This window comes from Affinundibacterium amnicola, from assembly GCF_014284275.1.
Taxonomy (GTDB): domain Bacteria; phylum Pseudomonadota; class Gammaproteobacteria; order Burkholderiales; family Burkholderiaceae_D; genus Undibacterium; species Undibacterium amnicola.
In genome coordinates this window covers 174,968-201,647 of record NZ_JACOFU010000008.1, presented here as the reverse complement: position 1 = coordinate 201,647, position 26,680 = coordinate 174,968, and the positions used below count along the sequence as shown (strand labels likewise).

At 46.9% G+C, this 26,680-nt stretch carries 25 protein-coding genes; 19 read left to right on the top strand and 6 right to left on the bottom strand.

Annotation, left to right across the window (positions count from 1 at the left end; all coding sequences use genetic code 11):
- Positions 1-499: 499 nt before the first annotated feature.
- Both H8K33_RS17100 and H8K33_RS17095 read right to left on the bottom strand, forming a co-directional pair.
- The gene (locus H8K33_RS17100) at positions 500-1,219 is read right to left on the bottom strand and encodes a hypothetical protein (protein ID WP_186892278.1); all 720 of its coding nucleotides are present in this window, start codon (positions 1,217-1,219) and stop codon (positions 500-502) included.
- 265 nt (positions 1,220-1,484) lie between these two features.
- On the bottom strand, positions 1,485-2,240 hold the full coding sequence (locus H8K33_RS17095; RefSeq protein WP_186892277.1) for a transporter substrate-binding domain-containing protein: 756 nt from the start codon (positions 2,238-2,240) through the stop codon (positions 1,485-1,487).
- A 501-nt stretch (positions 2,241-2,741) separates the two neighbouring features.
- Between H8K33_RS17095 and H8K33_RS17090 the strand changes: the two genes are divergently transcribed.
- On the top strand, positions 2,742-4,118 hold the full coding sequence (locus H8K33_RS17090; protein ID WP_186892276.1) for an amino acid permease: 1,377 nt from the start codon (positions 2,742-2,744) through the stop codon (positions 4,116-4,118).
- Between the two features lie 130 nt (positions 4,119-4,248).
- Here the strand turns inward: H8K33_RS17090 and H8K33_RS17085 are convergent, their stop codons facing one another.
- Complete coding sequence (locus H8K33_RS17085; protein WP_186892275.1) at positions 4,249-5,721, bottom strand: serine hydrolase domain-containing protein; 1,473 nt, start codon at positions 5,719-5,721, stop codon at positions 4,249-4,251.
- A gap of 444 nt (positions 5,722-6,165) precedes the next feature.
- Here H8K33_RS17085 and H8K33_RS17080 point away from each other — a divergent pair, with 444 nt between their 5' ends.
- The 8 genes from H8K33_RS17080 to H8K33_RS17045 all read left to right on the top strand — a co-directional run bounded on the left by H8K33_RS17080 (position 6,166) and on the right by H8K33_RS17045 (position 14,873).
- Positions 6,166-7,632 (top strand): serine hydrolase domain-containing protein, encoded by a 1,467-nt coding sequence (locus H8K33_RS17080; RefSeq protein ID WP_186892274.1) that lies wholly within the window; start codon positions 6,166-6,168, stop codon positions 7,630-7,632.
- Positions 7,629-8,000 carry a DUF6249 domain-containing protein gene (locus tag H8K33_RS17075; RefSeq protein ID WP_186892273.1) on the top strand — a complete coding sequence of 124 codons (372 nt, stop codon included), beginning with the start codon at positions 7,629-7,631 and terminating at the stop codon, positions 7,998-8,000. The genes H8K33_RS17080 and H8K33_RS17075 overlap by 4 nt, the downstream gene beginning before the upstream one ends.
- A complete protein-coding gene (locus H8K33_RS17070) occupies positions 7,993-8,604 on the top strand; it encodes an RNA polymerase sigma factor (RefSeq protein WP_186892272.1) in 612 nt (203 codons plus the stop codon). Before H8K33_RS17075 ends, H8K33_RS17070 begins: the two co-directional genes overlap by 8 nt.
- Entirely contained in the window at positions 8,604-8,993 is a 390-nt protein-coding gene (locus tag H8K33_RS17065) for a hypothetical protein (RefSeq protein WP_186892271.1), read from the top strand. The genes H8K33_RS17070 and H8K33_RS17065 overlap by 1 nt, the downstream gene beginning before the upstream one ends.
- Positions 8,994-9,280: 287 nt before the next feature.
- Entirely contained in the window at positions 9,281-11,461 is a 2,181-nt protein-coding gene (locus H8K33_RS17060; RefSeq protein ID WP_186892270.1) for a TonB-dependent receptor plug domain-containing protein, read from the top strand.
- Between the two features lie 207 nt (positions 11,462-11,668).
- Complete coding sequence (locus H8K33_RS17055) at positions 11,669-12,754, top strand: DUF5694 domain-containing protein (RefSeq protein WP_186892269.1); 1,086 nt, start codon at positions 11,669-11,671, stop codon at positions 12,752-12,754.
- Between the two features lie 252 nt (positions 12,755-13,006).
- Complete coding sequence (locus H8K33_RS17050; protein WP_186892268.1) at positions 13,007-13,927, top strand: DUF6279 family lipoprotein; 921 nt, start codon at positions 13,007-13,009, stop codon at positions 13,925-13,927.
- Positions 13,928-14,126: 199 nt separating this feature from the next.
- Complete coding sequence (locus H8K33_RS17045) at positions 14,127-14,873, top strand: alpha/beta hydrolase (RefSeq protein WP_186892267.1); 747 nt, start codon at positions 14,127-14,129, stop codon at positions 14,871-14,873.
- Between the two features lie 92 nt (positions 14,874-14,965).
- On the opposite strand, the gene rhlP is transcribed toward H8K33_RS17045, so the two are convergent.
- A complete protein-coding gene (rhlP, locus tag H8K33_RS17040) occupies positions 14,966-15,745 on the bottom strand; it encodes a rhombotarget lipoprotein (RefSeq protein ID WP_186892266.1) in 780 nt (259 codons plus the stop codon).
- A gap of 280 nt (positions 15,746-16,025) precedes the next feature.
- On the opposite strand from rhlP, the gene H8K33_RS17035 reads away from it, so the two are divergent.
- Complete coding sequence (locus H8K33_RS17035) at positions 16,026-16,646, top strand: DUF7010 family protein (RefSeq protein WP_186892265.1); 621 nt, start codon at positions 16,026-16,028, stop codon at positions 16,644-16,646.
- 112 nt (positions 16,647-16,758) lie between these two features.
- Here H8K33_RS17035 and H8K33_RS17030 read toward each other — a convergent pair whose 3' ends face one another.
- Positions 16,759-17,937 carry a peroxidase, FMP-type gene (locus H8K33_RS17030; RefSeq protein WP_186892264.1) on the bottom strand — a complete coding sequence of 393 codons (1,179 nt, stop codon included), beginning with the start codon at positions 17,935-17,937 and terminating at the stop codon, positions 16,759-16,761.
- Between the two features lie 157 nt (positions 17,938-18,094).
- On the opposite strand from H8K33_RS17030, the gene H8K33_RS17025 reads away from it, so the two are divergent.
- The gene (locus H8K33_RS17025) at positions 18,095-18,325 is read left to right on the top strand and encodes a hypothetical protein (RefSeq protein ID WP_186892263.1); all 231 of its coding nucleotides are present in this window, start codon (positions 18,095-18,097) and stop codon (positions 18,323-18,325) included.
- On the opposite strand, the gene H8K33_RS17020 is transcribed toward H8K33_RS17025, so the two are convergent.
- Positions 18,322-20,553, bottom strand: coding sequence for a carbohydrate binding family 9 domain-containing protein (locus H8K33_RS17020; protein ID WP_186892262.1), 2,232 nt, complete (start codon positions 20,551-20,553; stop codon positions 18,322-18,324). The genes H8K33_RS17025 and H8K33_RS17020 overlap by 4 nt on opposite strands.
- Positions 20,554-20,806: 253 nt before the next feature.
- Between H8K33_RS17020 and H8K33_RS17015 the strand changes: the two genes are divergently transcribed.
- From H8K33_RS17015 to H8K33_RS16980, 8 genes are all read left to right on the top strand, one after another.
- Complete coding sequence (locus H8K33_RS17015) at positions 20,807-21,928, top strand: sensor histidine kinase (RefSeq protein WP_186892261.1); 1,122 nt, start codon at positions 20,807-20,809, stop codon at positions 21,926-21,928.
- Entirely contained in the window at positions 21,918-22,691 is a 774-nt protein-coding gene (locus tag H8K33_RS17010) for a LytR/AlgR family response regulator transcription factor (protein ID WP_186892260.1), read from the top strand. Before H8K33_RS17015 ends, H8K33_RS17010 begins: the two co-directional genes overlap by 11 nt.
- Before the next feature lie 167 nt (positions 22,692-22,858).
- The gene (locus H8K33_RS17005; protein WP_186892259.1) at positions 22,859-23,920 is read left to right on the top strand and encodes an AraC family transcriptional regulator; all 1,062 of its coding nucleotides are present in this window, start codon (positions 22,859-22,861) and stop codon (positions 23,918-23,920) included.
- A gap of 76 nt (positions 23,921-23,996) precedes the next feature.
- A complete protein-coding gene (locus H8K33_RS17000; protein ID WP_186892258.1) occupies positions 23,997-24,872 on the top strand; it encodes a type 1 glutamine amidotransferase domain-containing protein in 876 nt (291 codons plus the stop codon).
- A gap of 33 nt (positions 24,873-24,905) precedes the next feature.
- Positions 24,906-25,355, top strand: a complete 450-nt coding sequence (locus H8K33_RS16995) for a nuclear transport factor 2 family protein (protein WP_222613473.1) — start codon at positions 24,906-24,908, stop codon at positions 25,353-25,355.
- A gap of 355 nt (positions 25,356-25,710) precedes the next feature.
- Positions 25,711-25,827, top strand: a complete 117-nt coding sequence (locus H8K33_RS20250) for a type IV toxin-antitoxin system AbiEi family antitoxin (RefSeq protein WP_186892256.1) — start codon at positions 25,711-25,713, stop codon at positions 25,825-25,827.
- Between the two features lie 133 nt (positions 25,828-25,960).
- Positions 25,961-26,257 (top strand): type II toxin-antitoxin system RelE/ParE family toxin, encoded by a 297-nt coding sequence (locus H8K33_RS16985; RefSeq protein ID WP_186892255.1) that lies wholly within the window; start codon positions 25,961-25,963, stop codon positions 26,255-26,257.
- Positions 26,258-26,296: 39 nt separating this feature from the next.
- Positions 26,297-26,635, top strand: a complete 339-nt coding sequence (locus H8K33_RS16980; protein ID WP_186892254.1) for an addiction module antidote protein — start codon at positions 26,297-26,299, stop codon at positions 26,633-26,635.
- The last annotated feature ends 45 nt before the right edge of the window (positions 26,636-26,680 follow it).

The following is a 26,680-nucleotide window of genomic DNA, read 5'->3' as shown; positions in this document are numbered from 1 at the left end:
CTATTGTTCGAATGTAGGTCTATGCCGCAAAATAACATACCGTCCTCCCCGTTAAAGTTTCGTTTCGCAACTCAACTTTACTCCAACGACATACGCTATTGGAGGGAGGCGGCTAGATGATTATCAGGCTTTACATTTGAATTCATCCACTAGTACCTTACATTTATCTGTCAATAAATTAGAGGAAGGCTGTGATGGCGAGACCCTTACCTACTGAGTTTGCTGGTGCCTTGTACCATGTCACTGCTCGCGGTAATGGGTGAGCGAATATTCGCGCAGGTCAAGTCTTGACCTCAGACGTGAATGACCTGATCACAGTGCTTGAATTTGGGGTAAGGTGAATCGTAAAAAAAGTACGGCCTTTGAACCTGCGCCCCCCATTTTGTTTGATTCTGCCGTGACTCAACTTGTCTCCATCATGGTCGAGCAGGCGGTTCGATAGCTTGACTATCGTAGTGTATAGGCGAATGGCTACTCCCAGTTTTTGCGTTGTGGACGATTACTCTCTTTCGTAATGGATTAAGGCATCATCGATGATGCTGCTATCCCAAATGGGGAGGTTGTATTGTCCGTTGCTGTTTACTTTCTTTTCTAGCTTAGATTTGGGTGTATTCAGAACGACTGTTTTAACATCCAAGGGCGCAAAGTACATGACGTTGACTGCGCGGGAAGTGCATGGATTACCGGACGCAAACAAATTGACATGCGTAAGAAAGACAATCGATACGTCTTGTTTTTCAACCGCCCATCGCACCTGACATTCGAGCCTGATATCACCCAGGCGTTTGGCATCGTCGGGTAAATTCGCACTTTTAACGTAAGGCTTAAAGTAAAACTGGCCTTTAGGTTTATTCAAGATCAGATCGTATTCGTCCTCATGTTGGAGTGCGATGTCTGGTAATTGAAACTTACCGTTGGCATCAATCGGAATATTGATCGACCTCTCATCGCTTGCTAGGCGCATGGTGACGCCTTCTAATCCCATGTTTTTTGATTTGGGAATAAGAATAAAAAACAGTTCTGAGTTGGGGGCGAGGGTATTGTATTCGGCATAGGCTTTTAAGCCTTTTTGCATTTGTGCATAGGACTTGAGCTCTAGACCTCTTTGTGAAGATACTTCGACCCGACTGGTGCTGTTATCTTTGTTGTCGTCTTGGGCACTCGCTGTCAGGATGGGAAGGGTTAAGCATAGACAGGCCGCGAAGTTTGCAAATGTCATGAGTATGGATTCGTTAAATTGGCGTGGATCGCATGTTTAAGGTGAGCGAAGTGATGAGCACGGGTGATCGTGTGCCCGCATGCATGATAAATCTCTAGGCTTATTTAATCTAGCCATTTTTGCATTTTATTTAAAAAATAAAACCGCGATCTTATGTGCGCTGAAGTGGTGATATTTGCTATGACATTTGTCGAACAGAGCGAAGCCAGTGGTTGCTCTCTACTCTATCCCTGCTGTTGCCCCACCCATCTCGATGCTGCCCTTATTAATTATCGGACGTCGCTACATAAACTTTTTGAATCGCCTTGTTGATGCGTTGCATCTGGGCAGCTGTTATATCTTTACTGCATAAAATGTAGCGGTTTTGGCTAGGTGGTAAATCGGGCAAGTCGATTTGCGAAGCTCCGCGCACATGCTCATCATTTTTTTTCAAATATTCCCAGTCCTTCCTGTCCACAAACATGAATGAGGCGCGATTTGCCGCGATCATGCGTGCCATATTCGCTTGCAGGGTAGTGCTGCGCAGGATCTTGTTCTTGCTAGCCTTGATCATGGCATCTAGTTCAGGGCCGTAAGAAGATGTATCGACAACACCTAAGGTCAGGTTCGCATCGGCTAACAGGGATGTCAGCGTTAAATGCGCAGAGACCAACTTGAACGCCGCCGGGCTGACTAAGATGGTTTGCGGTGGGTCTCTGTGAAAAACTTTGCTGTATTGGGCGAAGGATTCACGTTCGGCCACATAATACAAACCAAATGCGCAATAATTTTTTCTTCCATTCTTGAAATTATAGAAAATTCTATTCGTAGGCTCTTCGACAAATTGCGTCTTGATTTTTGCCAATGAAAAAACTTTTTTAACCCGATCCACTAAGATGCCTTGCGGCTGCTCATTAACCGTATATTGATGCGGTGGCTTAATCCGCCAAGCGACAGTGACAACATCCTCAGCGTACACGGTCGAACTCAAGGGAATACACAGACAGGCGACAATGAATCGGCGAATTTGCATCTTTTTCATGAGTAATTCCAGATACTGCCAACAAGACGAGGTTCGGGTTTAATTTCATCTGTATTGTATCCGAAGAAAGAGATCATTTCCTTGGCTAAAAGTCTCAAACAAAAAAGGATAAAGGGCTCAGGTCGGCGATTATTCCTTCCTGATCGGTGACGCCATGGTTGCACGAGCGACGTACGGAAGCCGAGGAAAATAAGTTCAGCGAACACGACACGCTAGGCGAATGGCTTGGTGAAATCGCTGAGAAAGGCACGATCTCACTGCATCGCGACATCTGAGGTCTAGTTGCCATTGCGCCAGCTTAGCATCGCCACTGATCACTACCACATTCGCAAGCTAGACGTTAAATTGCAACGCTGTACCGTAGCTGAGTGTCCAATTCTTTATTACTGCGCCAATTTCCAGCGTAGTATTCCGCAGTTGCTTAATCTGCTCGTGTTGCAGATTCGCCCAAATCATTAGCGTCGATACTCAATATCGCTACCGCCAATAACCGGAGACAGAATGAAACAAGAGAATGCGAGCTTTGCTGAGATTACGACCCGAGAAGCTGGTTTGCAGCGGCATTTGAGTCGTCGTCAGATGACCATGATTGCCTTGGGTGGAGCGATTGGTACGGGATTGTTTTTGGGTAGCGGCTTTGCGATTAGTTTTGCTGGACCCAGTGTATTGATTAGTTATGCAATTGGTGCAGTGATTGCTTTGTTGTTGATCGCTAGTTTGGCTGAAATGACGGTAGCGCATCCAGGTGGCGGTTCGTTTGGTGCTTTGGCTGAACACTATGTGCATCCGCTGGCGGGTTTTTTGGTTCGCTATGCTTATTGGGCGGCGAATGTATTGGTGATCGGTACGGAAGTGACGGCGATCGCTTTGTATATGCAGTTTTGGTTTCCCGATTCACCAGGGTGGTTGTGGATAAGCGGTTTCTCGGCATGCTTAGTGATTGCCAATGCGATGAGTGTGAAAGTGTTTGGCACCATTGAATACTGGTTTTCGAGTATCAAAGTGATTGCGATTATGGTCTTCATTTTACTTGGCTCGTATCTCTTGATTAGCGCACCAGCGACTCGCGACATTGGCTTTCATCATTATGTTAGTCATGGTGGTTTCTTTCCGAAGGGCGGATGGGGAATGTGGCTGGCAGTGGTGGTGGCTTTGTTCAGTTATTTGAGTATAGAAATGATCGCGGTGGCGGCGGGCGAAGCAGAAAATCCAGAGCAGGCAATTACGGGGGCGTTTAGATCTGCCCTGCTGCGTTTAGTGATTTTCTATATGCTGACTTTGGCTTTGGTATTAGCGATTGTGCCGTGGACGCGGGCGGGTCAAGATAAGAGTCCTTTCGTCACAACGATGGAAGCCTTGCAGATACCGGGTGCGGCTGGCGTGATTAATTTTGTGATTTTGATTGCTGCTTTGTCGGCCATGAATAGCCAGCTCTACGCGGCGACTCGCATGATGTTTGGTTTAGCGCGAGGTGGCTTTGCGCCAGCTGGATTGGGGCAGTTAAATCGTCAAGGCTCACCCATGCGTGCTCTTATCTTGTCTTGCGTGGGGATCGCTATCGCTACCCTACTGAGTGTGATTTATCCGAGCAATGCCTTTATGCTGATGATGGCGATCTCAATGTTTGGTGCGATGTTTACTTGGTTGATGATCTTCGTCACGCATTATTTCTTTCGCCGTTCTCGGAATCGTGCGGGTAAGGAACGATTGGCGTTTCAGATGTGGGGATTTCCTTGGTTCACTTTGTTGGGCGCGGGTTTGATGTTGGCTTTGATGATCACCACCGCATTCACCCAAGAATTCGCGATGACCTTGGCAACCGGTATTCCATTTCTGATCGTCTTATGTATCTTCTATTTTGTTCGGTATCGAAAATAAATTTGGTACCAGATCTGAATGCAACACATCCAAGGACTTAACGTTGATCAATAGCTAATCTGAGCGGGAAAAAATTCGTTTCAAAGGCTAGCCCTAAAATGATGGCTAGCCTTTTTATCTGTCGGATGGGCTACCGATTTTTCTTCACAATTTTTCTTGAGCCAAATTCCAAATGCGTAACGCGACCATCCTTATCTCTGGCGAGTTTTAACTGAAATCCGTTGTCAGGTACGATCAGTTCATCATTAGCGAGCAGCACGATTTCATCCTTTGCTAAAAACTGCGCTGCCTCGATCATGAGTTTCCCATTTTCTTGGGTGATGAACGCAGATCGAGGCGTGTCGTTCGGTGACATTGCTGGTAATGGGTATTCGCCAACTAATTGCGCCAAGGTGCTTGCGTCTGGCGCGACTGTTTCAATCTCGCGCGCTTTGTAGCCGGGCCATTGATATTCTTTGGCAAGCGCATTGAGTATTTGGCGATAAACGACAGAGCCAGCGTCGCCATTCGTCATGATCGCCGCGCCACGACCAAGGGCGGGAAAATAAGCGACAAAACAACTGTATCCTTCGTTGCTGCCACCATGTTGAAAATACAGTGCATCGCCGGCGTTTCCTAGAGCAGGGCCTAAGCCAGAAGGCGCTTTTTGTACCGTGAGCATCTCGGTCGCCATTTTTTGCGACAGGGTCTTTGTCGATTTACCAGCGCGTGCCTCGGCGATTTCGATGGCCCACTTGGTCAAATCAGTTGGCGTCGTCCATAAGCCTGCTGCGGCTAATTCAGGATAGGTGTGCCAGCGTCCGCCAACCATTTTTCCTTGATCGTCGTGTCCGGCAGCAGCGAGGTCTTGTTTGGCTTTGGATAGCGGCTGCTCAAAGGCGCTGTTCTGCATGCCGATAGGATCAAGTACGAGTCTTTGCATTAGTGCGGGAAAGGCCTCACCGGTAGTCTCTACCATCGCTAGTTGCATGATAGTCGTGCCACCACCGGAGTATCTCCAGGTTGATCCAGGTGTCATGACAACCTGTAATGCTTTGGTGTTAGCAGGCGCTTTGCCGTCGAGTATCTGTTGGACAGTGGGCACTTTTGCGTCACTTGCATAACCAGGAAAACCATGGACATTCAAGCCAGCCGAGTGCGACACTAAACGACGTAAAGTCACTGGTTCGGTTTTGGTAAATTCGTTGTCTGGTAATTGCCAAGTCTTGAGATAAGTATTGATAGGCGTATCGAGCGAGAGCTTTCCTTGCTCTACTAATTTGAGCATTGCGGTCGCAGAGACGGGCTTGCTGATCGACGCGGCTTGAAACAGGGTGTTGCTTGTGACGGCATCTTTGCTGCCAGCAGTCTTTACGCCGAAACCTTGTGCCCAAGCGAGTTTGCCGTCATGGATAAGCGCAATTGATACGCCAGGCACATTATATTTGGCCATCGTGTCGGCCAGCGTGTGATATTTTTCCGGCGCGCCCTTGACCACGATGCTGGGCGTCATTGTGCTCGTGATGCGGCTTATTTGTTCATCGACCGATTGGGCGCTAGCGCTTGCACCTGCGATCGGCAAGAGCATGAGTGTCGCCAATCTTAAAAGTCGTGATGCTTGCATAGTTTTGTTCTCCCAGTTATTGGAAGTGATGAGAATATCATATTAATTTTCATTAAAAATTAGATATTTACTTTGCGTACATGGCACCCCGCCATCGCATTCTTGATGCAACAACGAAAGAGTTAGCTTCAATCTGGAGATTAGCCGAAGCTAATACGGGAAGTTTGTCTTCAAATATGGATAGTCGAATTGTGGCGACTATAAAAGCGACAAGGGCTGTCACTTAAGAAAAACAATCGATGTCGCTCCCTGAAGCTTGATCAAGAGTCGCTAAATCAACACCCTCGTTTCGATAACGACAAATAGTGATCACACCGCTTCAAAAACATCACATGTCGTAACTGGGTCAAATCATGATTCAACAATATTTTTTTCAAACATGAATCCAAATTTTCTCGTTACCGTATCTAAGCAGGTGATTGTTCACTTTTGAGAGAGAAAAACATGAAATTATTAAAAATATGGCAGCGCCCAGTATTCGCTTTGGCATTAGCAGGTGTTTGTTGTGCCTCATCTGCGTTGGCCGCTGTTATTCCATTTCCTAAAACGCCAGCGGGGCGTTTGGCTGAGTTGCGTTTGCAGGCATTCAATTCAGGCCGCGCTGATTTGCTTGAGGCATTTAAGAGCGCGCATGATCCTAATTTGTCGGTGGAAAATGAATTGGGCTTAAGGAATATGACAGGGGGCTTGGATTTGGTGCGCATCTCGCAGACAGGTCCTTATCGTGTGTCGCTGGTGTTACGTGAGAAAGATGGTGATCGCGTTGGCACTATGGAGTTGGAAGTGGATGATCAGAAGCCCGAGCAGGTGAAGAGCTTTCGCCTAGCCCCTATGCCGGTTGTTCCTGATGATCTTATGCCACAGCGTCTTTCATCGCAGCAAGCCTGGCAGCAGCTAACACGGAAAGCCGATAACTTGGTCAAAGCGGGACGTTTTTCTGGTGTGTTTGCGGTGGCACGCAATGGCGTTTTGCTTCACTCGCAAAGTTGGGGTGAGGCAGATCGTGAACGCAAACTGAATAACACGATGCAGACGCGTTTTCGTTTGGCTTCGATGTACAAGATGTTGACAGCGGTGGCGATCTTGCAATTGGCGGAACAACAGCGTCTTGCCTTAGATGTGCCTATCGCACGTTATCTGCCTAGTTATCCCAATCAATCCTTAGCGAATCAAGTGACGATCCATCAGTTACTAACCCACACTGCCGGGACTGGCGATATTTTTACGGAAGAATACGAAAAGCAACGTGACAGCATTCGTGAACATCAGGATTATATTGCCTTGTTTGGTGCGCGTGCACCGGCGTTTGTACCAGGCAGCAAAGAAGCTTATTCCAATTATGGTTACGTGCTGCTGGGCGCCATTATTGAAGCAGTCACGGGCAAGTCTTACCATAGTGCGATTCAAGACGCGATCTTAACGCCAGCCGGTATGCGTGATACTGGATCTGAGCCTGAGTCGCAGGTGGCACGACAGATTTCGGTAGGTTACACACATGCGGAGTCTGGCTTGGTCGATAATCGGAAAAGCTTGCCATGGAGAGGTACGGCCGCTGGCGGTGGTTACTCAACCGCTGGTGATCTGATTCGCTTTAGTCACGCCTTGTTACAAGGTCGTTTGCTTTCTGCGTCTTGGCTTGCTAAAGCGACGCAAGCGCAAACTACGAGCCAGCTCTATGCATATGGATTCCAATTAGGTGGCTCCGCAAATACACGTCACTACGGACATGAGGGTGGTGCCGATGGAATGAATGGCGCACTGAGAGTTTATCCGGCAACTGGTGATGTAGTCATTGCCTTGTCTAATTTTGATCCACCAGCCGCCGGCGAATTAGTGCAATATTACGGCAATCGTATGCCATTGCGTGTTCCAGTAAAAATGAGCACGACACAGAAAGGAAAAACAAAATGAGAATCGAATTTGTAATCCCCCTGATTTTGTGTTTTGCGCCAGTGCTGGCGGTGTTGGTGGTGTTTTTCTTTCGCCATCAACAAACCAAAGCGCGCTATCAGACCTTGATGTACTTGGCCGATAAAGGCGTGGATTTGCCTGTTCCTTTGCTAACTGAACCACGCCTTGCGTTTTGTGAACGTCGCCGCGGCATTACCTTGGTTAGTATCGGCCTTGGTGTCATGATGATGTTCGCCGTATTACCGCTGGAGTTTAACGATGGACATCGGTTAGCGGAGCTATGGGGCTTGGGACTCTTACCTTTGATTACGGGCTTGGGTTACTTATTGAGCTGGTGGTTGAATCGTCGCGATGCAGAGCATGCATGACAAACACAACGAGCAACGCATCGATCAAGCGCTCGTTGTTAGGGCTAGCCTTAATCAAGATAGCCAAGCTTTTGAACAGCTAGTGCGGCGCCATCAGGGCGTGGTGCGTGCGCTATTGCGACGCTTGACCAAAGGCGACCATGGTTTGGCGGATGATTTGGCACAAGAGACGTTTTTGCTTGCTTGGCGCAAACTCGACCAGTATCGCGGCGAGGCACGATTCGCAACCTGGCTTTATCGTATCGCTTACACGAATTTTTTGAGGCAAGCCGAAAAAGTAAAAAACACCGCAAGCTTCACTGACGGCACGGAAGTCGATGAAGTGTTGGCCTGGTGTGCCGCTGGTGAGATTGATTTGCGTTTAGATTTTGAACGTGCGATGCAACGCTTGAATCCTACAGAACAGTTGGTGTTACTGCATTGTGTACAACTAGATCTAAGTCATGAAGAAGCTTCGCAAATTTTGGGTTTGCCACTAGGAACAGTGAAAACCAATGCGACACGTGCTAAATCCAAATTACAAACTTGGCTTGGTGCATGGAAAAATGACTGGAAGATGCGTGAAAAAGAAGTGAAAGATAATAGAACGAAGGGAAGCGCGTGATGAACCATGAAGTTAATTCGAATCGTGATGCAAATGACGAATCAGATTTTGATCCGAATTTTGATTCGACCAGTGATCAAAATTTCGTCCCGAACCTTGATACCTTGTTGCGTGACTATTACGAAGCGCCCGTTGCAGACGACGGTTTCTCAGGCCGTCTGATGCAAACTATTCCGTCGAAAAGACCGCGTTATTCCCCGCATTTTTTGATCGCGTTACTGTTAGGCTTGGCAGCATTACTATGGCAGACTTCATCAAGCCAGTTGTTTCACCATGCTTGGCAGGATTTAGCCCAAGGTCATTTGTCGGCCAGTGTATGGTTGCTCTGCGGCGTGTTTACTAGCGTATCGCTATTTATATCGTGTTGGCTCATGACGGAGCGGGAATGAAATTGCCTAGCGCTGTGCTTTTCTAGCCAGACTTCGACCAGTTTTTCTCAGGTTTTGAACGCTTATTCAGTGATATTTTTGAATGCTAAGAAGCACGGAAAACGGGTTTCGCTAGGATTTAAGATTGCGGTTTTTTGATTTTCTCGAAATAAGTTCGGCACGACAATTCGTTTTTTCGTCGCCATTTTTTGTCGTTTCGTCGCATATTCCAAATCACACAAAGAAAAGTTCGATACAGTGCGAGCCGTCAACAGCTAGCACTGTTTTTCTTTTCTTTCGAGGCGATCATGCACACACCAAAAAGCTCAGTCATCACTTTAATTCTCTGCAATGTTATTGCTGTTTCTGCGCATGCGCAGCAGGCTAGCGATGCGAAAACACAAGCCCAAACACAAACACAAGCACAAACACAGCGCGTTGAAGTACAAGGCAAATCACAAGAGCAATTTGCTCGTACAGAAACGGCTTCGCGATCGATTGTGAGCAATGCTGAACTTACGCGTTTTGGTGACAACAACATCGTCGAAGCGATGAAGCGTGTTCCAGGTGTGCAAGTTACTAATAATAAACTTCATCTCTTAGGGATGGCGGCTGGTTACACGCAAATTCTGATTGACGGTGAGGCGCCGCGCGGCATTACGGTGGAAGATATTCCACTGAACATGATTGAGCGCGTTGAAATTTATCGTGGTGCGAATGCGCAATTTAGTACGCAAGCGATGGCAGGTACGATTAATATCATCCTCAAAAAATCGGCATCAAACAAGCAACATAGTATCAAGGCCAGCATCGGTCACATGTTCAAAAATAATGGCAGCGTAGATTGGTTTCACTCCGATAAAAACGGCAATCTCTCACATACCGTGAGCGTTAGCTTGTCTAAAGATCGTATGAGTGCTGGACAGTCAGAAGACTCGACTACGAATTACGTGAATGAAAATATCTTATTAGGAAGCAAGAGCCAATTCCAGAATACCTCGAACAGCAAGCGTAGCGATGAATCACTCCGTATTTCGCCAAGAATCCAATACAAAACGGATTCCAACATCAACCTGACATCAACGTCTATTGTTGCGCATAACCGTTTCGACTCTGAAAGTACAAGCCAGTTCAACAACCTGTCAGGACGGGTGTTTGAAATCGGCAAAACGACTTCACAAGATACGAATCGCGGCACCAATTTTGGTAGCACACTTAAGGCTGTCACTACTTTGGATAATCAAATAGGTGTTGATGTCACCGCAGGTTTCCAAGCGCAAAATTTCATTGCACGTTCCCGCTCACAAAATTATTTACCTGATGGAACACTTAAATTTAATCGTGACCTCAACACCGATGTGCATGTCACGGTAGGCATCACCAACGGTAAATTCAATATTCCAACCAATGCGGAACATGACCTCATTGTTGGCTGGTCTGGATGGCGTGCTGATGTGGATGTCGATAACAATCAGACGGATAAATTTGCGACCAATCAAGGCGCGATCTATCGTCCGCACAGCGCAAACTCCGTCATGGATAATGCCGCGTTCTTTGTCCAAGATGATTGGAAATTCAAGAAAAATTCTTCTGTTTCTTTGGGTTTGCGTTGGGAATCACAAGGCATTCGTACCGAGAATAATGATGGTGAAAAAGTCACCAATCGCGCTAGTGTCTTGAGCCCAGTGATCCAAACCATGTGGCAGCTCGATCCACAAAACACCGAGCGAATTCGTCTTGGTGTGTCCCGTACATTTAAAGCGCCAGAGGGAACACAACTCTTGATGCCGAAAATTTATGTCATCAATAATTCCATCGAAAGCCCGAACATTGTGGGTAATCCGAACTTGCGTCCAGAGCTGTCTTGGAGCTTAGACGCGGCATTTGAACACAATGGCAAAGATGGTCTGAATTACGCAATTCGTGCAAAAGCTCAAGCGATCAAGGATATTCATCGCGAAGTCGTATATGAAGCTGATAAGGCCTACTGGAAAAAATTTGTGAACGCTGGTACTGCACAAAGTCAAAGCATAGAGTTATCTACACAATTCCCATTGAAGCGTTGGATGGATAAGGCGCCGGACATGGATTTTTCTGCCAGTTATTCGCATTTCTGGTCGAATGTCAAAGATTTAGCGACACCGTATAACTCGCTGACGCCATATGAATACGTCGTTACTTTAGGTGCAAATTATCGTGCGAAAGATATCCCACTCACTGCGGGTGTTAGTGCGAAGATTCAAGATTCACATTGGCAGCAAATTAGCCTGACAGAGCGCCAATACTTAAAGACACCTAAGAATGTCGATGTGTATGCACTGTGGAAATTCGACAAACAAAGTCAATTACGCTTTGCGGTGAATAATCTGCTTGGTGGTAAAGCCTATGATTCACTTACTTACGCCAGCGTCGGCAACACCAGAAGCCAATCTGCACGAGCTGTACCAACAGCGCGTAACTTCAGTATGACTTACGAATATAAGTTTTAAGCTTTAAGCTAGCATCCCTATCCCCGACCCAGTGTCGGGGATAGGATTGTTAGGTGTAATCGCATTCTAAAATTCTTCAAATCGCTACACTTCACTCTTCGGTATGTGCAGAACACGGCCACTATTTTGCACTCTATCGCTCTCCTATCTCCGCGAACTTTTACCTTTGATAAGCTCGTCTTTTTTCACACATGAAAGAGACTGCATATGAAAAAATCGTTGTTAGCGTTGGCCTGCTTCGCTAGTTTTTGCCACCCCGTCGTACAAGCACAAACTGCCGACTTTGATCCGCGTACCTGGAAAAAAGATGTGCATGGAAAAGCAACGCAAGTGTTGGTATTGGGATCGCCGCATTTGAGTGCGTATGGCGATAAATTAAATCGGGCGCATCTGTCTGGCTTGCTGGATCGTTTGGCGCAATACAAACCCGATATCATTACGATTGAAGCTTTGTCTGGCGAACAGTGCGAGTTTGTCCGTGTCAATGCGGTGACACATCCTGATGTCTTTAAAGATTATTGCTGGGATCCTGCACCAGCACAGAAAGCCATTGGCCTCGGCTTGCAAGAGGCATTAGTGGAAATTCAAGCGACTTTAAAAGCGTGGGCGCAGCAAACTAAAACGACACCGAGTCCAACCGAACGTCGTCGCTTGGTCGCCGTGTTTTTGGCGGCGAATGATCGTGCTTCGGCTTTGGTGCAATGGTTGCGACTCGATGTGAATGAACGCAAGGCGACAGATGGCATTGCGGAGAATATGTTGAAATTCCTCAATCGCGAAACGCCAAAATACAATGAAAATTATGAGGTCGCTGCAGTATTGGCAGCAAGGCTTGGGCTAGAACGTGTGTATGCAACCGATGATCATACTGCCGACGATATTACGGACAAAGCAGGACATAAGTTTGGCGAGGCTTTGCAGGATATGTGGAGTAAGATCGATATCCCTGAGAAAAAGGAGTCTCAAGCCTTGGAAGCGAAGTTAGATTCACCGCATGATATCTTGAATCTGTATCGCTACTTCAATAATCCAGCGAAGTTGCGCGCATTTATTGCCGCAGACTTTGGTGGCGGTATTAAGCACGCCACGCCTGAGCTGTACGGACGTCAATATGTTGCTTGGTGGGAGACGCGCAATTTGCGCATGGTCGCCAACATCCGCAGTGCCTTTGCTAATCAACCCGGTGCGAAAGTCTTATCGGTGGTAGGCTCTTCACATAAACCTTACTTCGATGCCTATCTAAATTTGATGCATGAAGTGCAGTTGGTTGATGCAGCTAAGTTGCTCAAATAGCTAATTTCGGTACAAGATACTTTTATGATCTAGAAGCTTGGGTCAGTTCCAACATGAATACATTTTTGCAGGATGTGGCAGTGTTAGAATTGGCTCGAATTTCCGAAAAAGCCGATTGAATTAGAATCCCAATGACATTCCATCAGTTTTTTGCATGCCCACTCGCCTAGCTAAGGCAATCAAGGCGTCGGCAGTCTTTAGGAAATAGATGGAAGAAATGCAGTGTACTTTGATTGAAATGAGGAGAGCAATTTGCGTACGACATTCAGCTTAAATGCCGATTACAGTTTGAATGAACCTGTCAGCCCATTTCGTTTGGTGCGTCTTGTGCTCGTACTATTGTTTTTAAGTTGTCTAGGTAGCTGCAGCACGGCGCGGCTTGGTTATTCCAATGCGGATACCTTGGCGTATTGGTGGTTAGATGGCTATGTGGATTTCAGTTCTGCACAAAAGGCCAAAGTAAAGCAAGATATCGTGCAATTATTGAGCTGGCACCGCACGACGCAGTTGCCTCTGTATGTGCAAGCTTTAACGCAAATGCAATCGAAGCTTGCAGCTAATCCGAGTCCTATCGAACTTGAAGCGAGTTTCCAGCAAGTTGAACAATTCTCACAAAGCGTTTTGCTGAAGGCATTGCCAGAGTTGACTGATTTCGCGCTCGCGATGGATACATCGCAAAAGGCGCATTTGGCGCGTAAGTTTGAGAAGAACAACGAAGATTTTCGTGACAAATACTTAGATCTCACGCCAGAAAAACAGGCCAAAGCGCGTTTCAAAAAAGTGGTAAAGCAAGCGGATGACTGGCTTGGCAGCGTCAGTCGCACACAGGAAGCGATCATCGCCAATTATCTTGACAAGCATCCACCAAATTATACGCAGTGGCTTGACGATAGCATGGCACGTCAACGTGCTGTTTTGCAGTTGTTGACGCAAATTCAAAATGAAAAGCCCAGCCGAGAGGTGGCACAAGCAATGATACAGCGAGCGATCTTGGCTAATTTTGAACCCGCAGAGCAGACAGCGCAGCGCACACAAGCCGAAGCTTCACGCGTATCTATACAACAGTTGATGGCTGATATTATCCGCACATCTTCACAGGAACAGAAAGTCCATGCACACAAGAAATTGCAAGGATGGATTGACGATTGCAAATATTTGATCGCGCGCAAATAGGAAGCTTGCGGCTATTTTTTGATCACGTTACAAACAAATAAATGACGCGACGATTGAACGCCAATCTGGCGGATGGCGTAATACGTCTTCGACTATTACACCCCACTTACTTATTGACTTCCATTTCTGCAAGCGAAGAATCATCAAACCGAGAACTGCGAAACCGACCAAAAAAGTTGACCAAAAAAAGCGAAACAAAATGACCGAAGACCTATCCATCTTAAGCCGCACGGCTAATCCCCCCGATTTAACGCTTACTTACGGAAATCACGTAGATCAAGTCGCCGATATTCGTTACGGCACGCGCGGTAATGCACTCCCTTTGCTGATCTTAATTCACGGCGGTTTTTGGAAACCAGAATATGATCGCGCCCACGCCGAAGCAATGGCTAGCGCTTTGGCGGAGGCTGGCTGGACGACTGTAACTTTGGAATATCGCCGTGTATCGGGCGAGCCCGATGTGACTTTGGACGATGTGATGACTGCCTTAACTAGCCTGCCCGCGCAGGTCGCGCAGCATAACGGGAAGTTGCTCCTAATCGGCCATTCTGCAGGCGGGCATTTGGTATTGTGGGCAGCAGCGCGATGTGCTCAGCTTGCATCCTCTATTGCGATACAAGGAGTAGTGGCATTGGCACCAGCGGCCGACTTGCAGATGGCACATGCGATGAACTTAGGCGATGGTGCGGTGCTGCGCTTCTTGGGGCAAGACCCTGTACAACGTGCAGACATCAATCCCATGTACTTGCCTGCACCCGCCGTGGCAGTGAGCATCATTCAGGGCGATGATGATGCAATCGTACCGCCTGTGTTAGCCGCTACATACCGCGATGCATTTCCAGCGACGCGATTAGTGTCATTGCCAGCATGCGGCCACTTTGCTTTGATTGATCCGGCAACGGCTGCGTGGGAAACGGTCTTGCGTGAGCTGCGGGCTTTGGGATGATGCGTTGTCGGGTGGGCAGGATCTCTGTGCCCACGCTTTAAGTTTCTGCGCGATTTAAGCCTGCCGATTTGAGTGGTCAGCCGAGCTTAAATTTAATCTGGCTGGCCACCACCTTGATACCCAGCACGCGGCTCAACCCGTATTTTGTCATTCGTTTTGAGTCGTTCACGGAAAGCTGTAAGTTCAGTTTGCAATGCCGGAATCAATTGATCTGCGGCTTTGTTATAGCCTTCTGTACGCGCTGCGCGAGAACGTTCGCTGAAGTTGGATAAATTGGCGCTACCTTTTACTTGACTTGTACCTGGTGCGCGCATCAGTAACTTGCGACTTGCTACGTCAAACACAGAAATATCGAGCATGGTTTGGGTATCGTGCTCATTGCCATGTACAACGTAGGCACCGATCACCGTCCAATATAAGAACGACAGCGAATTGCCATCGGTGAATTGAACCTGATCGTAGGAAACCATCGCCATCACATCGACATTAAACATACGGGCGGCTTGCTCCATATTGTCGAAACCTCCGCTTGGTTTTAAGTAGTGTGAGGGAATGATGTCGATAGTGCCGATGAAAGCTTGCCCAGTGAACGCTGCTTTGACACGTTCCAATAATTTGATTTTTTCTGTTTCAGGTAAAGTGCGCGCGCCGGGGGCGTTGGGTACGAACGCGATACCAACTCTTACAGGTGGTCTGAGATAGGTGATCCCGGGCGTAAGTTGTGGTGCTTGGGTGGCTTTGGGATAGAGATAATCGACGATGCTGGCAGATTGTTTCGCTTCGCGTGGCCCAGCCATGCTTGCGCATCCGCTGAAGGAAAATAGGGTGACTAGTACGATAGTCAATCCGCTGAGAAACTTGATGGCTTTCATATTGTCCTTGGTGTGGTGAGAAAGAGTGCGCAGCCTATCTTGATCCCAAGTTTGTCGCCCTTTCTTTATCAAAAGTCTCACATCTTGATGCTTCGCGTCGCATGTCATGTGCTTTACCTTGGTGAGCATGGCAGAGCGCGCAGATAGTCAATGAGGAAAACGGATGACAAATGTCATGTGAAGTCATGACAAACGCTACTATGCGGCGCCCGCCCTTTGCTTCAACATAGCTCCATCGCTGCACGAATCACGTTGCAGAATTTTTGAGAGGGAGTTCATCATGTCTTCATCAGTTTCATCAAACGTGTCGATTTCATTAGATCAACAACTAGCCGAATTTCGTCAACGTCGTTTTTTGGCGATGCCATTAGCTGGCATTTTGGTGTGGTCCGCGTTGATCTTGACTGGCGCTTTACTTAGCCCGAAAGCGCAAGTGTTAGCGGTGTTTATCGGCACAGGCAGTATCGTTTATCTGGCGATGTTCTTGGCAAAATTGACGGGCGAACAATTGAAGTTTAAGTCGAACAAGAAGCGCAACTTTTTCGATACGCTATTTCTGTCCGCAGTCGCAATGAGTTTCTTATGCTATGCCTTAGCCATCCCTTTTTTCTTGGAAAACTATCGTAGCTTGCCGTTCGCGGTAGCAATCTTGACGGGCTTGATGTGGTTGCCGCTGAGCGTGTTGATACAGCATTGGATTGGTGTGTTTCACGCGGTGGTTCGTACGATCTTATGTACTTTGGCTTGGATCATGTATCCCGAACACAGCTTTGTATTGCAGCCGCTGATTGTGGTGGCGATGTATGTTGTCAGTATCGCGGCTTTGGAATTGCGTTGGAAACGTATGCAATCGGCAAAGCAGTTGCCAGTGTCGTCTTCAGAGCAGATGGCTTATGCATAACGAGCGGTGCTAGGAGCGTGGCTGTATTTACGCTACCAGCATTGCAGCCCGTCTCGCGCTTGCGGAGACGGGCGCCTGATCATCATCCTTTGAGGATTTTAGACATCGTTTCTTAGTCTGCCTTTTTACGCAAGGTATTAATCTGAATATGCGGCCAGCGTGTGGTCTGCCCGTTAGATCCCACCATAAATTCAAAGAAGATGATCTGTTCGTATTGCAGTTGCAAGACCTCAGTACCATCCGCTTCGATGACGGTTTCTAGCCACATGTTTAAACTCATCTCCGTCACATCAGCAAATTTTTTGACGAAGGGAATATTCAGAATCCCGCCTTGCGGGCCACCATCGTGTTTGCTAGTTAATTGGATCAAGGTGTACTTGCTGATATTTTGATCCTTGATCGCATCACGCAAACGCAAATCCGGGCGCACTGAATACGGATAATGCGGATCAGCGACAATGCGTTGGAAATAGGTCAGATTGCTATCTGGTTGCGTGACGGGTAGTGATTTGTCAAATGCCCACGCGGGTGCTGGCTCGTCGAGATTGAGTGGTACTGCCGTCGAACCATCGGGTGGCGTCAGCAAGGCAGAGGCGCCCATGCTCGGTGAGATCGCCAGTGGTGATGAGGCGAGGTTGGGGGCGTTGGCAACTTGTAATGCAGGCCAAGAGGTGACGAAGGGCTGACTCCAGCTATCTGTGCCGGTCGGAAATGGTGGTTTGCCCGCCACATCTTGTGCAAAGCTGCCCGTTAATAGAATGGAGCTACCGTGTGGAATAGTGCCGCTGCGAGCAATTGCATAGGGGGGCACATCGTTCGGTCCGTTCGCTCCAGCGCCAATCGAAATCAATGGATAGCCATTATCTTCAATCACGGATTCTTCGGTCGCCGCATGGTTATACATTTGGTCTACCCACAAGTACATTCCCACTTCTTCGTGAATACCTACACCATCGCTGACGCGCTGCACGCTTTGTTTGTATTCAATTGCGCCGGTGAATTGTTCATTCGTACCGCCACGATTGCGTACACCACCCTCGACTGGAGCGAAAGTCAGTTCTTCGGTGTAGTCTTCACACAGAAAGTGGAAGATGCCGAAAATGGTTTCGGTATTGGTGCCTGGTGAAGGCATACAAGTGGTGTGCAAGCCCCAGCCAGTCTTATTGTTATTGGGGTTCACGTTGACCCAAGTGCCTATCAATTGTTCCAAGATGCCGTAGTTTGCAGGCTCGTTTAATACCGCGTCGGAATATTCTGGATACGGTGGGGTGGGGTTTTGCGGAATCGCCATGATTAAGTTCTCCATTAAAAAGCATCACATTTGAATTCGTTGAACATACTGATCAAGCTTGTTATTTCTGAGCGGATAAAAAAGCCTTGCCCAATCTCATCAATACCAATCCGACGCCGTGTTATCTGATTGAGAAAGCGTCAGGATTTATTTCGTGATGAAACTGAAATTAATTTTTAGCAAGCATCGTGCCAAGAGACGCGATCAGGGGCTTATGCGGGGTGATGAGCGCAATGTGATCTGCCTTGGGAAACAGCCGGAGATGAAATTGCTGAAGATGTCATGGCTAGTCTTGATGAAGAAAGCCGCTATTTGTGTGGCTTTACATGTCAAACGATATTCTGCTCGACATGTAAAATACCAATGGATTGTTCGTGAAGTGGCTTAAAACAAGTAACTGAGTTTGACGAAGACTCGTTTACCCGTATGCACATCCAGATGTTGTGAGCTTGCTGATTGCAGCAGACCATTTTCATCATGAAATAAACTGAGATTTTCTTGTCGATCAACATAGCCGACATAGACGCTTGACCCCGGGCTAAGAACATAACGTAGTTGCAGATTGGTATTGAGACTTTGTTCGTTTTTCAATCTACTCCAAGCTTGATTTGCAGACAGCTTGTGATAATCCATGATGAGGCTAGCACCCCAGTAATTGTCGAACTGATAGGATACATTGAAGCGCGCCAGGCGATCGCGATAGATTGTCCCTTGTGCATGGCGTAAATCATTCCAGAAATAACTGCTATCGAGACTCCAATGACGTCCGATCAACCATTTCAGTTTGATTTGCGCGTTTCGAGCATCGCCGCTCAGCACATCACGATCAACGAATTGATAATTCAGCGCTTGTCTCTGTCCAAATTTAATCGTGCTATTGAGTTCTGGTAGCGTACGAGAATTCCATCCCGCCAACCATCCGCTTGTATGAATTTTTTTGTCAGCTAAATTTTCAGATTGCTGCGTTCCTTCTAAAGTAAAAGTATTGGCCTGCTTGGCTTTGATGGTATAGAGAAGATTGATTTTCTTGTCTTGAAATTCATCGCGTTGATTGTCGGTGTGTATCAAGGTCGCTTTTAATTCTTGTGTCAGAAACCAATCAGTTGGTGCGGCGAACCAAGTGTAGTTGGCTTGCTGTTCGTTTTGTTTGATGTTGATACGAGGAATAAAACCCAAGCTGACGTCGAAATGTTGACCTATGTTGGTGTATTTTCCGGTGTAGGTGAATGCACGTGATCCGTAGATTGCTTCGAGATAGGCAAGATGATCGTTGTTGACGGTCTTGTTGTCCGCTTGGCTTCTTGCGAATTGTCCGGTAACAATCCAGTTCGGCAGAGGTGTGATTCTTGCATCCATACCGGCGACAGAATTTGTTTGACCACCTTGTTGCCGATTGCTCAGCAAAACTCCAAGATTGCCTGAATTTCCCAAATCGACTTGTCCGCGGAATAAGCTGATATGCGCTTTTCCGGCCTTGAGGTCGGATGCATCATTCATGACCAGACCGCCAACTGCAAACTGCTCTTGGCGCCCAGTTAATCGCACGCCCGCATCGGGTTCAACGATACGACGCGAAAAGAATAAGGGCAAGGGGGTTTTGAAAAAGCCCGCATTTTCTAAAAAGAATGGTCGCTTCTCTGGGAACAGCGTTTCGAAACGCTTATCGACTAACACTTGCGGTTCGTCGCTCTCGACCTCAGAGAAATCGGGGTTTAAAGTGAGATCGATAGTAACGGCGTTATTCCATACGTATTTCGCGTCTAAACCAACTTGGGTTTTTTGTTGCTCGACAAAGGATGCGTAGTGCTTTCCTTGCTTTCTGGCCGTTGTCAGAAATTTGTCTTTGCCACTAAACAGATAAGGGTTGAATTGCAAGTTACGCTGCGAAGGAATGCGGTCATTCATCAGCACGGTGCCAAATTGGTCGACCACGCTAGGCTTTTGTTTAGAGATATGTGGCCAAGTGACGAATTCAGTAAATTCAGGAATATAGCGTGCAACCGACAGTCCCCATTCTTGCTTGTCGCCGTTGGCAAATCGTAAGCTTTTGAACGGAATCGCCATTTTTACAATGTAACCAAAATCGGTCAGCTCTCCCTCGCTGCGCCATTGTGTGTCGAAATCAAAGTCTTCTTCTTTGCCCTCGATAAAACTGGAATCTGCCTGAACTCCTAGTGGATTTGCATAGAACACAAATGCGCGTTGCGCATCTTTGAAAGTGTCGATTTGTAGCATAACGAAATCTTCACCACCATTATTTTCACGCCGCGAGTGTCGTGCAATTAAATGCTGATGATTTGCGTGGGCGACGAAGACCGCATATAAATTTTCATGGTCGTAAGAAAGATAGGTGTTGGTCGTATAGCTTGGTGCACTGCCATCGCCAGGAGTGCGTTGTACAAAATCCTTGATGGCAAGACCTGCTCCCACCGGCGGATTGCCTGGTTTGTCGTAGTCCTTTAGAGTTGGAGGACTTTCGACTTTTGGGATGTTCAATTGCGCTTCAGCGTGCATGCTGAGCAATGCAAGCATCAAAGTGAAGAAAGATTTACCTGCAACATCTCTGCATAATTGCCTTACTCGTCTTACTGTTATTTTCGTCAATGCGTTCGACATATTTTGTCCAATGTAGATCAAATCGAAGCGCAATTATGTTGGGCGCCTCACGTAGTTTCATTGAAAAAGTGACGGATACCTAATCTGGCGTGATGGGCTGTACGCTTGCTTTTTAGAGGGGTATAAAACGGTGCGGCGAGGGATTATTTATATCGCAGGTAATTTGTGATGAGCTCACATCATGGTGTGATGGAATGCAATCGAATCTAATTCGCTAGGAATTTATCGCGTTATACTAGTGCACATGACTAGCATGACACATTCTTCCTCGCACTTCCCTACCAAGTTCCCAGATTGGAAGCGCCCGTTTTTTTTCTTACTCTATAATTTTTTAGGGTGGGGATTTTTGTGTGCTTTGATTGCCTTGGCAATTTACAGCGAAGACTTGCGCAATGGAGAGCGTGCGCAATTCGGTACGATATTTGTGAATTGGGTAGCGGCGGCCTTGGTGTTAGCGCCCTTGTCTTGGATCTTATATTTCTTATCGTGTCGATGGGAAGAGTATCTCAATCACGCCCGTGTCGTTTTTTTGACCTACTTACTTTCTTTTCTATTCATCATTCCCTGGCATGTTTTTAACGCAGCATTTGCATTGATATGGGCGCGTAAGGATATTCCATTTTGGGATCGCGTCATCGCGTATGAAAATGCCGTTTGCTTGTTTCGGATTTGCGCGATTACCGCGATTTTTGCTGCTGTTTTGGGTTTGCGCTTGTGGCAGCAAAATCAAAAAAGATTAGCAGCATTGCGCGATCAACGTGAGCATGCCCTACGTTTGAGTCTGGCCTTGGAACAACAGAATCTGGCGGTATTAAAGGCGCAGTTAGAACCGCATTTCATGTTTAATTCTTTGAATGCGCTGTCTGGCTTAGTTCGCTCTGCTAATAGTGACAGTGCCCTGATCGCGATTGAAAAATTGAGCGAATTATTACGTTATTCCTTGGCGTCAAGTGAGACAACTTGGGTGAGTATTGCAGACGAAGTGCAATGCTTGGATGATTATTTATGCTTGCAAAAGTTACGTTACGGCGAGCGATTAAACGTGCAGATTAATGGAATAAATCCGGCCATCCTTGAATATGATTGCCCACCATTCTTGTTACAACCCTTGTTAGAAAATGCCTTGCGTCATGATTTGGAATGTCATAAAGGTGCAGGTGATATCCTCGTGAATTTCAGCTTATCTAGTCGAGGTCTGCTGTGCAGCGTGAGTAATCCTGTGCATGCTGGAATCGCCAGCTCTCCCGGTTTTGGCCTGGGTCTAAAGACCCTCAAGGCGCGCCTTCATTCTTTGTACAACGGTGCCGCAAGGCTCAGTGCCGCTAAAGTTGATCGGCGCTTTCAAGTTGAAATATTTTTGCCCAATGAGTATTAATGCGATTATTGTTGACGACGAAGAATTGGGTCGCGTCAATCTTCAATGTGCGCTCCGCAATCATCCTGATTGGCAAGTCATGGCATTGTGTGAGAGCGCTAGTGAGGCTGAGGAAGCGCTCGCTAAGCATCAAGTCGATGTGATTTTTCTCGATATCCACATGCCAGAAACATCGGGCATCGATCTTGCCAAACGTCTTTGCAAAACCAGCGCACCACCGGTGATTATTTTCGTGACCGCACACAGCTGTTATGCCTTGCACGCGTTTGAATGTTTTGCGATGGATTATTTGTTAAAACCTTTTTCGAATGCGCGACTCTCCGAGGCACTGGTGCGTGCAGCGGAGACAGTCCAGATGCGCGAAAAAAGTGCCTATGGTAAATCCTTGCATGCCTATCTTGAAGCCGGCTCGAAACCACAGCAAAGTTATCTTCAACAAGTAGCAATACGCAGCTTGGGTGAAATTGAGATGCTCTCGCTAAATCAAGTCCGTTACATTTCAAGCGCGGGTAATTACGTGGAATTACATGCTAAGCAGGGATGTAAATTGTTACGTGTGACCATGAATACCTTGGAAAAAAAGCTCGACCCAAAAATTTTTGTACGGATACATCGCGCCTATTTAGTGCGCACCACACATATCGTCAAATTGAGTCATTTTACCAACGGAGCGGCGAAATTGATCCTCAGTTGCGGTACCACGTTGGCAGTGAGTCGTGCATACTTACAGACGGTAAAGGAGATCATGGTTGACTCTTTATGAGTGAGCCGTGTGACGAAGCCGAAGGTCTGAGTTTATCTTTGATAAACGGGTGAAGTGATGAAACTGGGTTTGCTGTCTATCGTGCTGTCATGACCTTGGCAGGCGGAGGTCGCCGCACCGCTTATAGTCTAAGATTGCGTCCTGCTATCACTTCAATAAATTAGACGATGTTTAACAATCACTTATTGTTCTTTTTCGCGGCACTCGGTTCTTTTAATGGCCTTGCGCTGTCGTTGTATTTATTGATCACAGGTTCTGCGTCTGTCGCTCAGCGTTGGTTGGCGATCTTGATTTTGATGGTCAGCATTCGTACTGGTAAATCGGTCGCGCTTTTTTTCTTATCGGATACACCATCCATCGTGATACAAGTGGGATTGACAGCCTGCTTTTTCATCGGTCCCTGTTTGTATTTTTTTGTGCGTAGTAGTTTAAGCAGCGCGACTAGTTTGGGATCTTGGGAACGCACTCATTTGTTGTTAATCGGTGTTGTGGCGATGTTCGTCAATCTGATGTGGCCTTATGCCCATCATGCATCCTTATGGCATGGCGCCATTGTTCAAACAATTTCTTGGCTGTGGTTTGCCTATCTGCTCATTAGCGGTGCTTTGTTAATACAGCAAAGACATCGTTTGCCCACCGCTAATGCACGGCGTTTGTTACTGACGCTAGTCGCGGGGCTTTGGATCATCTGGTTCGCTTATTTTTTGTCTGGCTACACTTCTTACATTGTTGGCGCTTTGTCGTTTTCATTTGTCTTGTATTTGTGTTTGATTGTGGCTTGGGGATGGCGACATGGAGAGGCGCCGGTAGAGCCTTATCAAAACAGAAGAATTGACACACCAGAGGCAGTCAACGAACTGCAAGCCTTAGCCAATTTAATGTCAACCGAACGATTGTTTTTGGACCCGTCGCTCAGTTTGCCGCGTTTGTCGCGACGATTGGGTGTGCCTCAGGCGAGATTGTCGCAATTACTGAACGATAATAATGGCACCTCATTCAAACAATATCTGACTGGCTTACGCGTGGCGGAAGCACAGCACTTGCTTGTGCAAACGCCGCAACTCCCATTAGAGAGCATCGCCGAGGCTGCGGGTTTCCAGTCGATGTCCACCTTCTATGCCGCCTTCAAAAAAGCCAATGGATGTACGCCTTCAGTCTATCGAGAGCAAAATCAAACTCCGGAAACAGGTTTCAGGACTCCTGAAACACCTGCTAAGACATTGATTTAAAAGATTTTGTTTAGTATGAAAGCTCCTTCAACTTTCAATGGAGCTTTCAACGATGCTTTGTAATCGAAACAATTCTATGCGGCCGATGTTGCTGATGCTGATGCTGATGCTGGTGATGGCGCTGTGCCTGTGGTGCGCCGGAACCATGCAAGCGCGAGCACATGTTCAGCTAAGTAATACCTCATTAGCAGAAGCGACACCCCAGTCCGCGCATCTGCTTGCAGCAACAATTTCACCAGAAGCAGAAAAAACATCCCAGACCAAATCATCCGGTCGTGTCTTATTTATTTTATCGAGCAGTCGATTTCACGGTAACTCTAGTTTGCCCGCGAGTGTGAGTTTTGGTGAAGTGGTCAATGCCTGGGATATCTTCGTCACGGCTGGTTATACGGTTGATTTTGTCTCCCCTGCCGGCGGCGCTGTGCCAATTGATCCCACGGTGCTGGGGTCACGCTTAACGGCTCGTTTACAAGACAGACGCATCATGGATGGGCTGGAGCGCACTGCAAAGCCAGAACAGATTGATGCCAATTTATATCAAGCCGTGTATTACGTCGGCGGTAGCAATGCGATTTATCAAGTCGTTGATGACCAAAACTTGCAGCACATTTCACGCAAGGTGTATGAACGTGGCGGTGTGGTTTCTGCGGTTTGTCATGGTACGGCAGGGATCGCGCGTTTAAAACTCAGCGATGGCAAGTATTTGGTCAGTGGTAAGCGGGTTACCGGCTATCCCGAAGAATACGAAGATCGCACCGCTGGTTACTTTCAACATTTTCCGTTTCTGATTCGTCAAACCATAGAACAGCATGGCGGCCTATTCAAAGCACCAGATCCTGAAAAACCGCATGTGGAAATCGATGGCCGCTTGGTGACGGGGCAAAATTATCCATCTGCGCCCTTGGTTGCCAATGCGGTCGTGCAATTGCTGCAGCAAAAAATCTCTCAATAAACTTTTGTTTTCTTTTCTCTTTCAAGGAATTAAATGATGAAAAAATTTCTAACATTAATCGTCTTAGTCTGTGCCATGACTGGCGTATCCCTGCCAGTTCTCGCGCAAGTCCAGCAGCACAAGGAGTTTGCAGCAGTTGATCAAACAATGAAAACGATGATGCAGGCGTTTAAAGCTGGTCGTGCAGATATTGCTTTTCAAGTGTTCAGAAAAGATGCCGTGGTCTTGGGATATTCCAGCAAGCAGCAAAAAACGGTTACTCAAACTGGGGAAGAATGGGCACAAGGTTTTCCCGGCAAACCAGCCGACGACGAAGCTCAGCGTCATCGCCAATATACGATTTTGGATATCAGTGATACTGGTGCGGTGGTCAAAGTCACATTAGATTATCCACAGTGGTTAGGTGTTGATTACCTTGCACTGAATAAGATTGATGGACAGTGGAAAATCGTGAGCAAGTCTTGGAGTGGTACTCGCAAATAGTTTTTGCAAATGAGCAGATGATCGCTGGTTTAACTATGCAGTTTGGGTAGTTGAACCAGTTTTCTATCTTTTAATTTTATTGCTTTAGCTGGATGTGTTTAAGAATTTTCTGCGCACCAATTGCAATTTCTTATAACTATCTAAAACAATTTCAAAAACCATGGTCTGTCACTTGTTTTGCTCAAGTCTTACGGTAGGGATTTGTTGTCAGAAAAGCTTTTTAAACGTAACAGATCTCTTTGAAGCGAAAGGCAATTTGTCCAATAAATACTTTTGTCCATCATTATTGGACTAGTGAAATTAATGGACATATCTTGACATCGACTATCTCACCGACGACCCGAAACATCGCAACATGGTTCCGCCATTGCTGGTCTACGCCGACCTCATGGCAACGGGTGACGCACGCTGTATTGAAACCGCAAAGATGATTTATGACGAACATGTCGCTCGACTTCTCGCAGAAGCCTGATCTTATCCCACTCGCTATCGTTGTGCAGGCTTTGCAGGGCGTCGCACTAGCTGATTCAATCTCGATCATAAAAATCTTTCGAAGCTTCTAAATCTAGCTTGCATACAAAGTAGTCTATAAACTACAATGAATCATGATGATTCTTCAGCAAACCGCAACGTTCAAGAAATGGCGCTCGCAAGTGAAAGATGCGCGCGCTCTCGGTTTGATTGCATCACGACTTGATCGATTGAGTTTTGGACATATGGGTGACGTCAAACCAATTGGCGAAGGAATCAGCGAGCTTAGAATTCATTATGGATCGGGCTATCGTATTTATTTTAAACGCCGGGGTAACGCCATTATCATCCTTTTATGTGGCGGCGATAAGAGCACGCAGACGAAAGACATACGTGCGGCCAAACGATTAGCTAGAGAGTTGGATGAGTAGCACCGAATACACAGTGACGTAGTGAACAGGAGTAAGAAAATGACATACTCGACCAAAGATGGCAGCAAGAACGTAGCGGGCCACAAGGTTTCGGAAAAGTTGAGTAATTATGATCCTGCCGAGGATTTAAACTCAGACGAAGCAATCGCGAGCTTTATGGCGCAAGCCTTTGAAACCAACGACGCAGCCTACATTGCGCACGCACTTGGTGTCGTCGCGCGAGCCAAAGGTATGGCGCAGATTGCTGGTGAAACCGGACTATCACGTGAACAACTATATCGCTCATTCAGCGACACTGGCAATCCAACACTGAGAACGACCTTAGCGGTGATGAACGCTTTGGGTTTGGAGTTGACTGCTAAGATTCATTCTTCTTGAATTCTCATGAAGCTAAAAGATCGGCGTCGAATATTTTTTAATCGT

Excerpts from the sequence above, each read along its gene's own strand:
- H8K33_RS17095 (WP_186892277.1), bottom strand. The coding sequence starts at position 2,240 with ATGAAAAAGATGCAAATTCGCCGATTCATTGTCGCCTGTCTGTGTATT.
- H8K33_RS17100 (WP_186892278.1), bottom strand. The coding sequence starts at position 1,219 with ATGACATTTGCAAACTTCGCGGCCTGTCTATGCTTAACCCTTCCCATC.
- H8K33_RS17070 (WP_186892272.1), top strand. The coding sequence starts at position 7,993 with ATGCATGACAAACACAACGAGCAACGCATCGATCAAGCGCTCGTTGTT.
- H8K33_RS17075 (WP_186892273.1), top strand. The coding sequence starts at position 7,629 with ATGAGAATCGAATTTGTAATCCCCCTGATTTTGTGTTTTGCGCCAGTG.
- H8K33_RS17025 (WP_186892263.1), top strand. The coding sequence starts at position 18,095 with ATGAAACTGAAATTAATTTTTAGCAAGCATCGTGCCAAGAGACGCGAT.
- H8K33_RS16980 (WP_186892254.1), top strand. The coding sequence starts at position 26,297 with ATGACATACTCGACCAAAGATGGCAGCAAGAACGTAGCGGGCCACAAG.
- H8K33_RS17010 (WP_186892260.1), top strand. The coding sequence starts at position 21,918 with ATGAGTATTAATGCGATTATTGTTGACGACGAAGAATTGGGTCGCGTC.
- H8K33_RS16995 (WP_222613473.1), top strand. The coding sequence starts at position 24,906 with ATGATGAAAAAATTTCTAACATTAATCGTCTTAGTCTGTGCCATGACT.
- H8K33_RS17045 (WP_186892267.1), top strand. The coding sequence starts at position 14,127 with ATGACCGAAGACCTATCCATCTTAAGCCGCACGGCTAATCCCCCCGAT.
- H8K33_RS17005 (WP_186892259.1), top strand. The coding sequence starts at position 22,859 with ATGTTTAACAATCACTTATTGTTCTTTTTCGCGGCACTCGGTTCTTTT.
- H8K33_RS20250 (WP_186892256.1), top strand. The coding sequence starts at position 25,711 with ATGGTTCCGCCATTGCTGGTCTACGCCGACCTCATGGCAACGGGTGAC.
- H8K33_RS17030 (WP_186892264.1), bottom strand. The coding sequence starts at position 17,937 with ATGGCGATTCCGCAAAACCCCACCCCACCGTATCCAGAATATTCCGAC.
- H8K33_RS17090 (WP_186892276.1), top strand. The coding sequence starts at position 2,742 with ATGAAACAAGAGAATGCGAGCTTTGCTGAGATTACGACCCGAGAAGCT.
- H8K33_RS17085 (WP_186892275.1), bottom strand. The coding sequence starts at position 5,721 with ATGCAAGCATCACGACTTTTAAGATTGGCGACACTCATGCTCTTGCCG.
- H8K33_RS17020 (WP_186892262.1), bottom strand. The coding sequence starts at position 20,553 with ATGTCGAACGCATTGACGAAAATAACAGTAAGACGAGTAAGGCAATTA.
- H8K33_RS16985 (WP_186892255.1), top strand. The coding sequence starts at position 25,961 with ATGATGATTCTTCAGCAAACCGCAACGTTCAAGAAATGGCGCTCGCAA.
- H8K33_RS17065 (WP_186892271.1), top strand. The coding sequence starts at position 8,604 with ATGAACCATGAAGTTAATTCGAATCGTGATGCAAATGACGAATCAGAT.
- H8K33_RS17015 (WP_186892261.1), top strand. The coding sequence starts at position 20,807 with ATGACACATTCTTCCTCGCACTTCCCTACCAAGTTCCCAGATTGGAAG.
- H8K33_RS17080 (WP_186892274.1), top strand. The coding sequence starts at position 6,166 with ATGAAATTATTAAAAATATGGCAGCGCCCAGTATTCGCTTTGGCATTA.
- H8K33_RS17055 (WP_186892269.1), top strand. The coding sequence starts at position 11,669 with ATGAAAAAATCGTTGTTAGCGTTGGCCTGCTTCGCTAGTTTTTGCCAC.
- H8K33_RS17060 (WP_186892270.1), top strand. The coding sequence starts at position 9,281 with ATGCACACACCAAAAAGCTCAGTCATCACTTTAATTCTCTGCAATGTT.
- rhlP (WP_186892266.1), bottom strand. The coding sequence starts at position 15,745 with ATGAAAGCCATCAAGTTTCTCAGCGGATTGACTATCGTACTAGTCACC.
- H8K33_RS17000 (WP_186892258.1), top strand. The coding sequence starts at position 23,997 with ATGCGGCCGATGTTGCTGATGCTGATGCTGATGCTGGTGATGGCGCTG.
- H8K33_RS17035 (WP_186892265.1), top strand. The coding sequence starts at position 16,026 with ATGTCTTCATCAGTTTCATCAAACGTGTCGATTTCATTAGATCAACAA.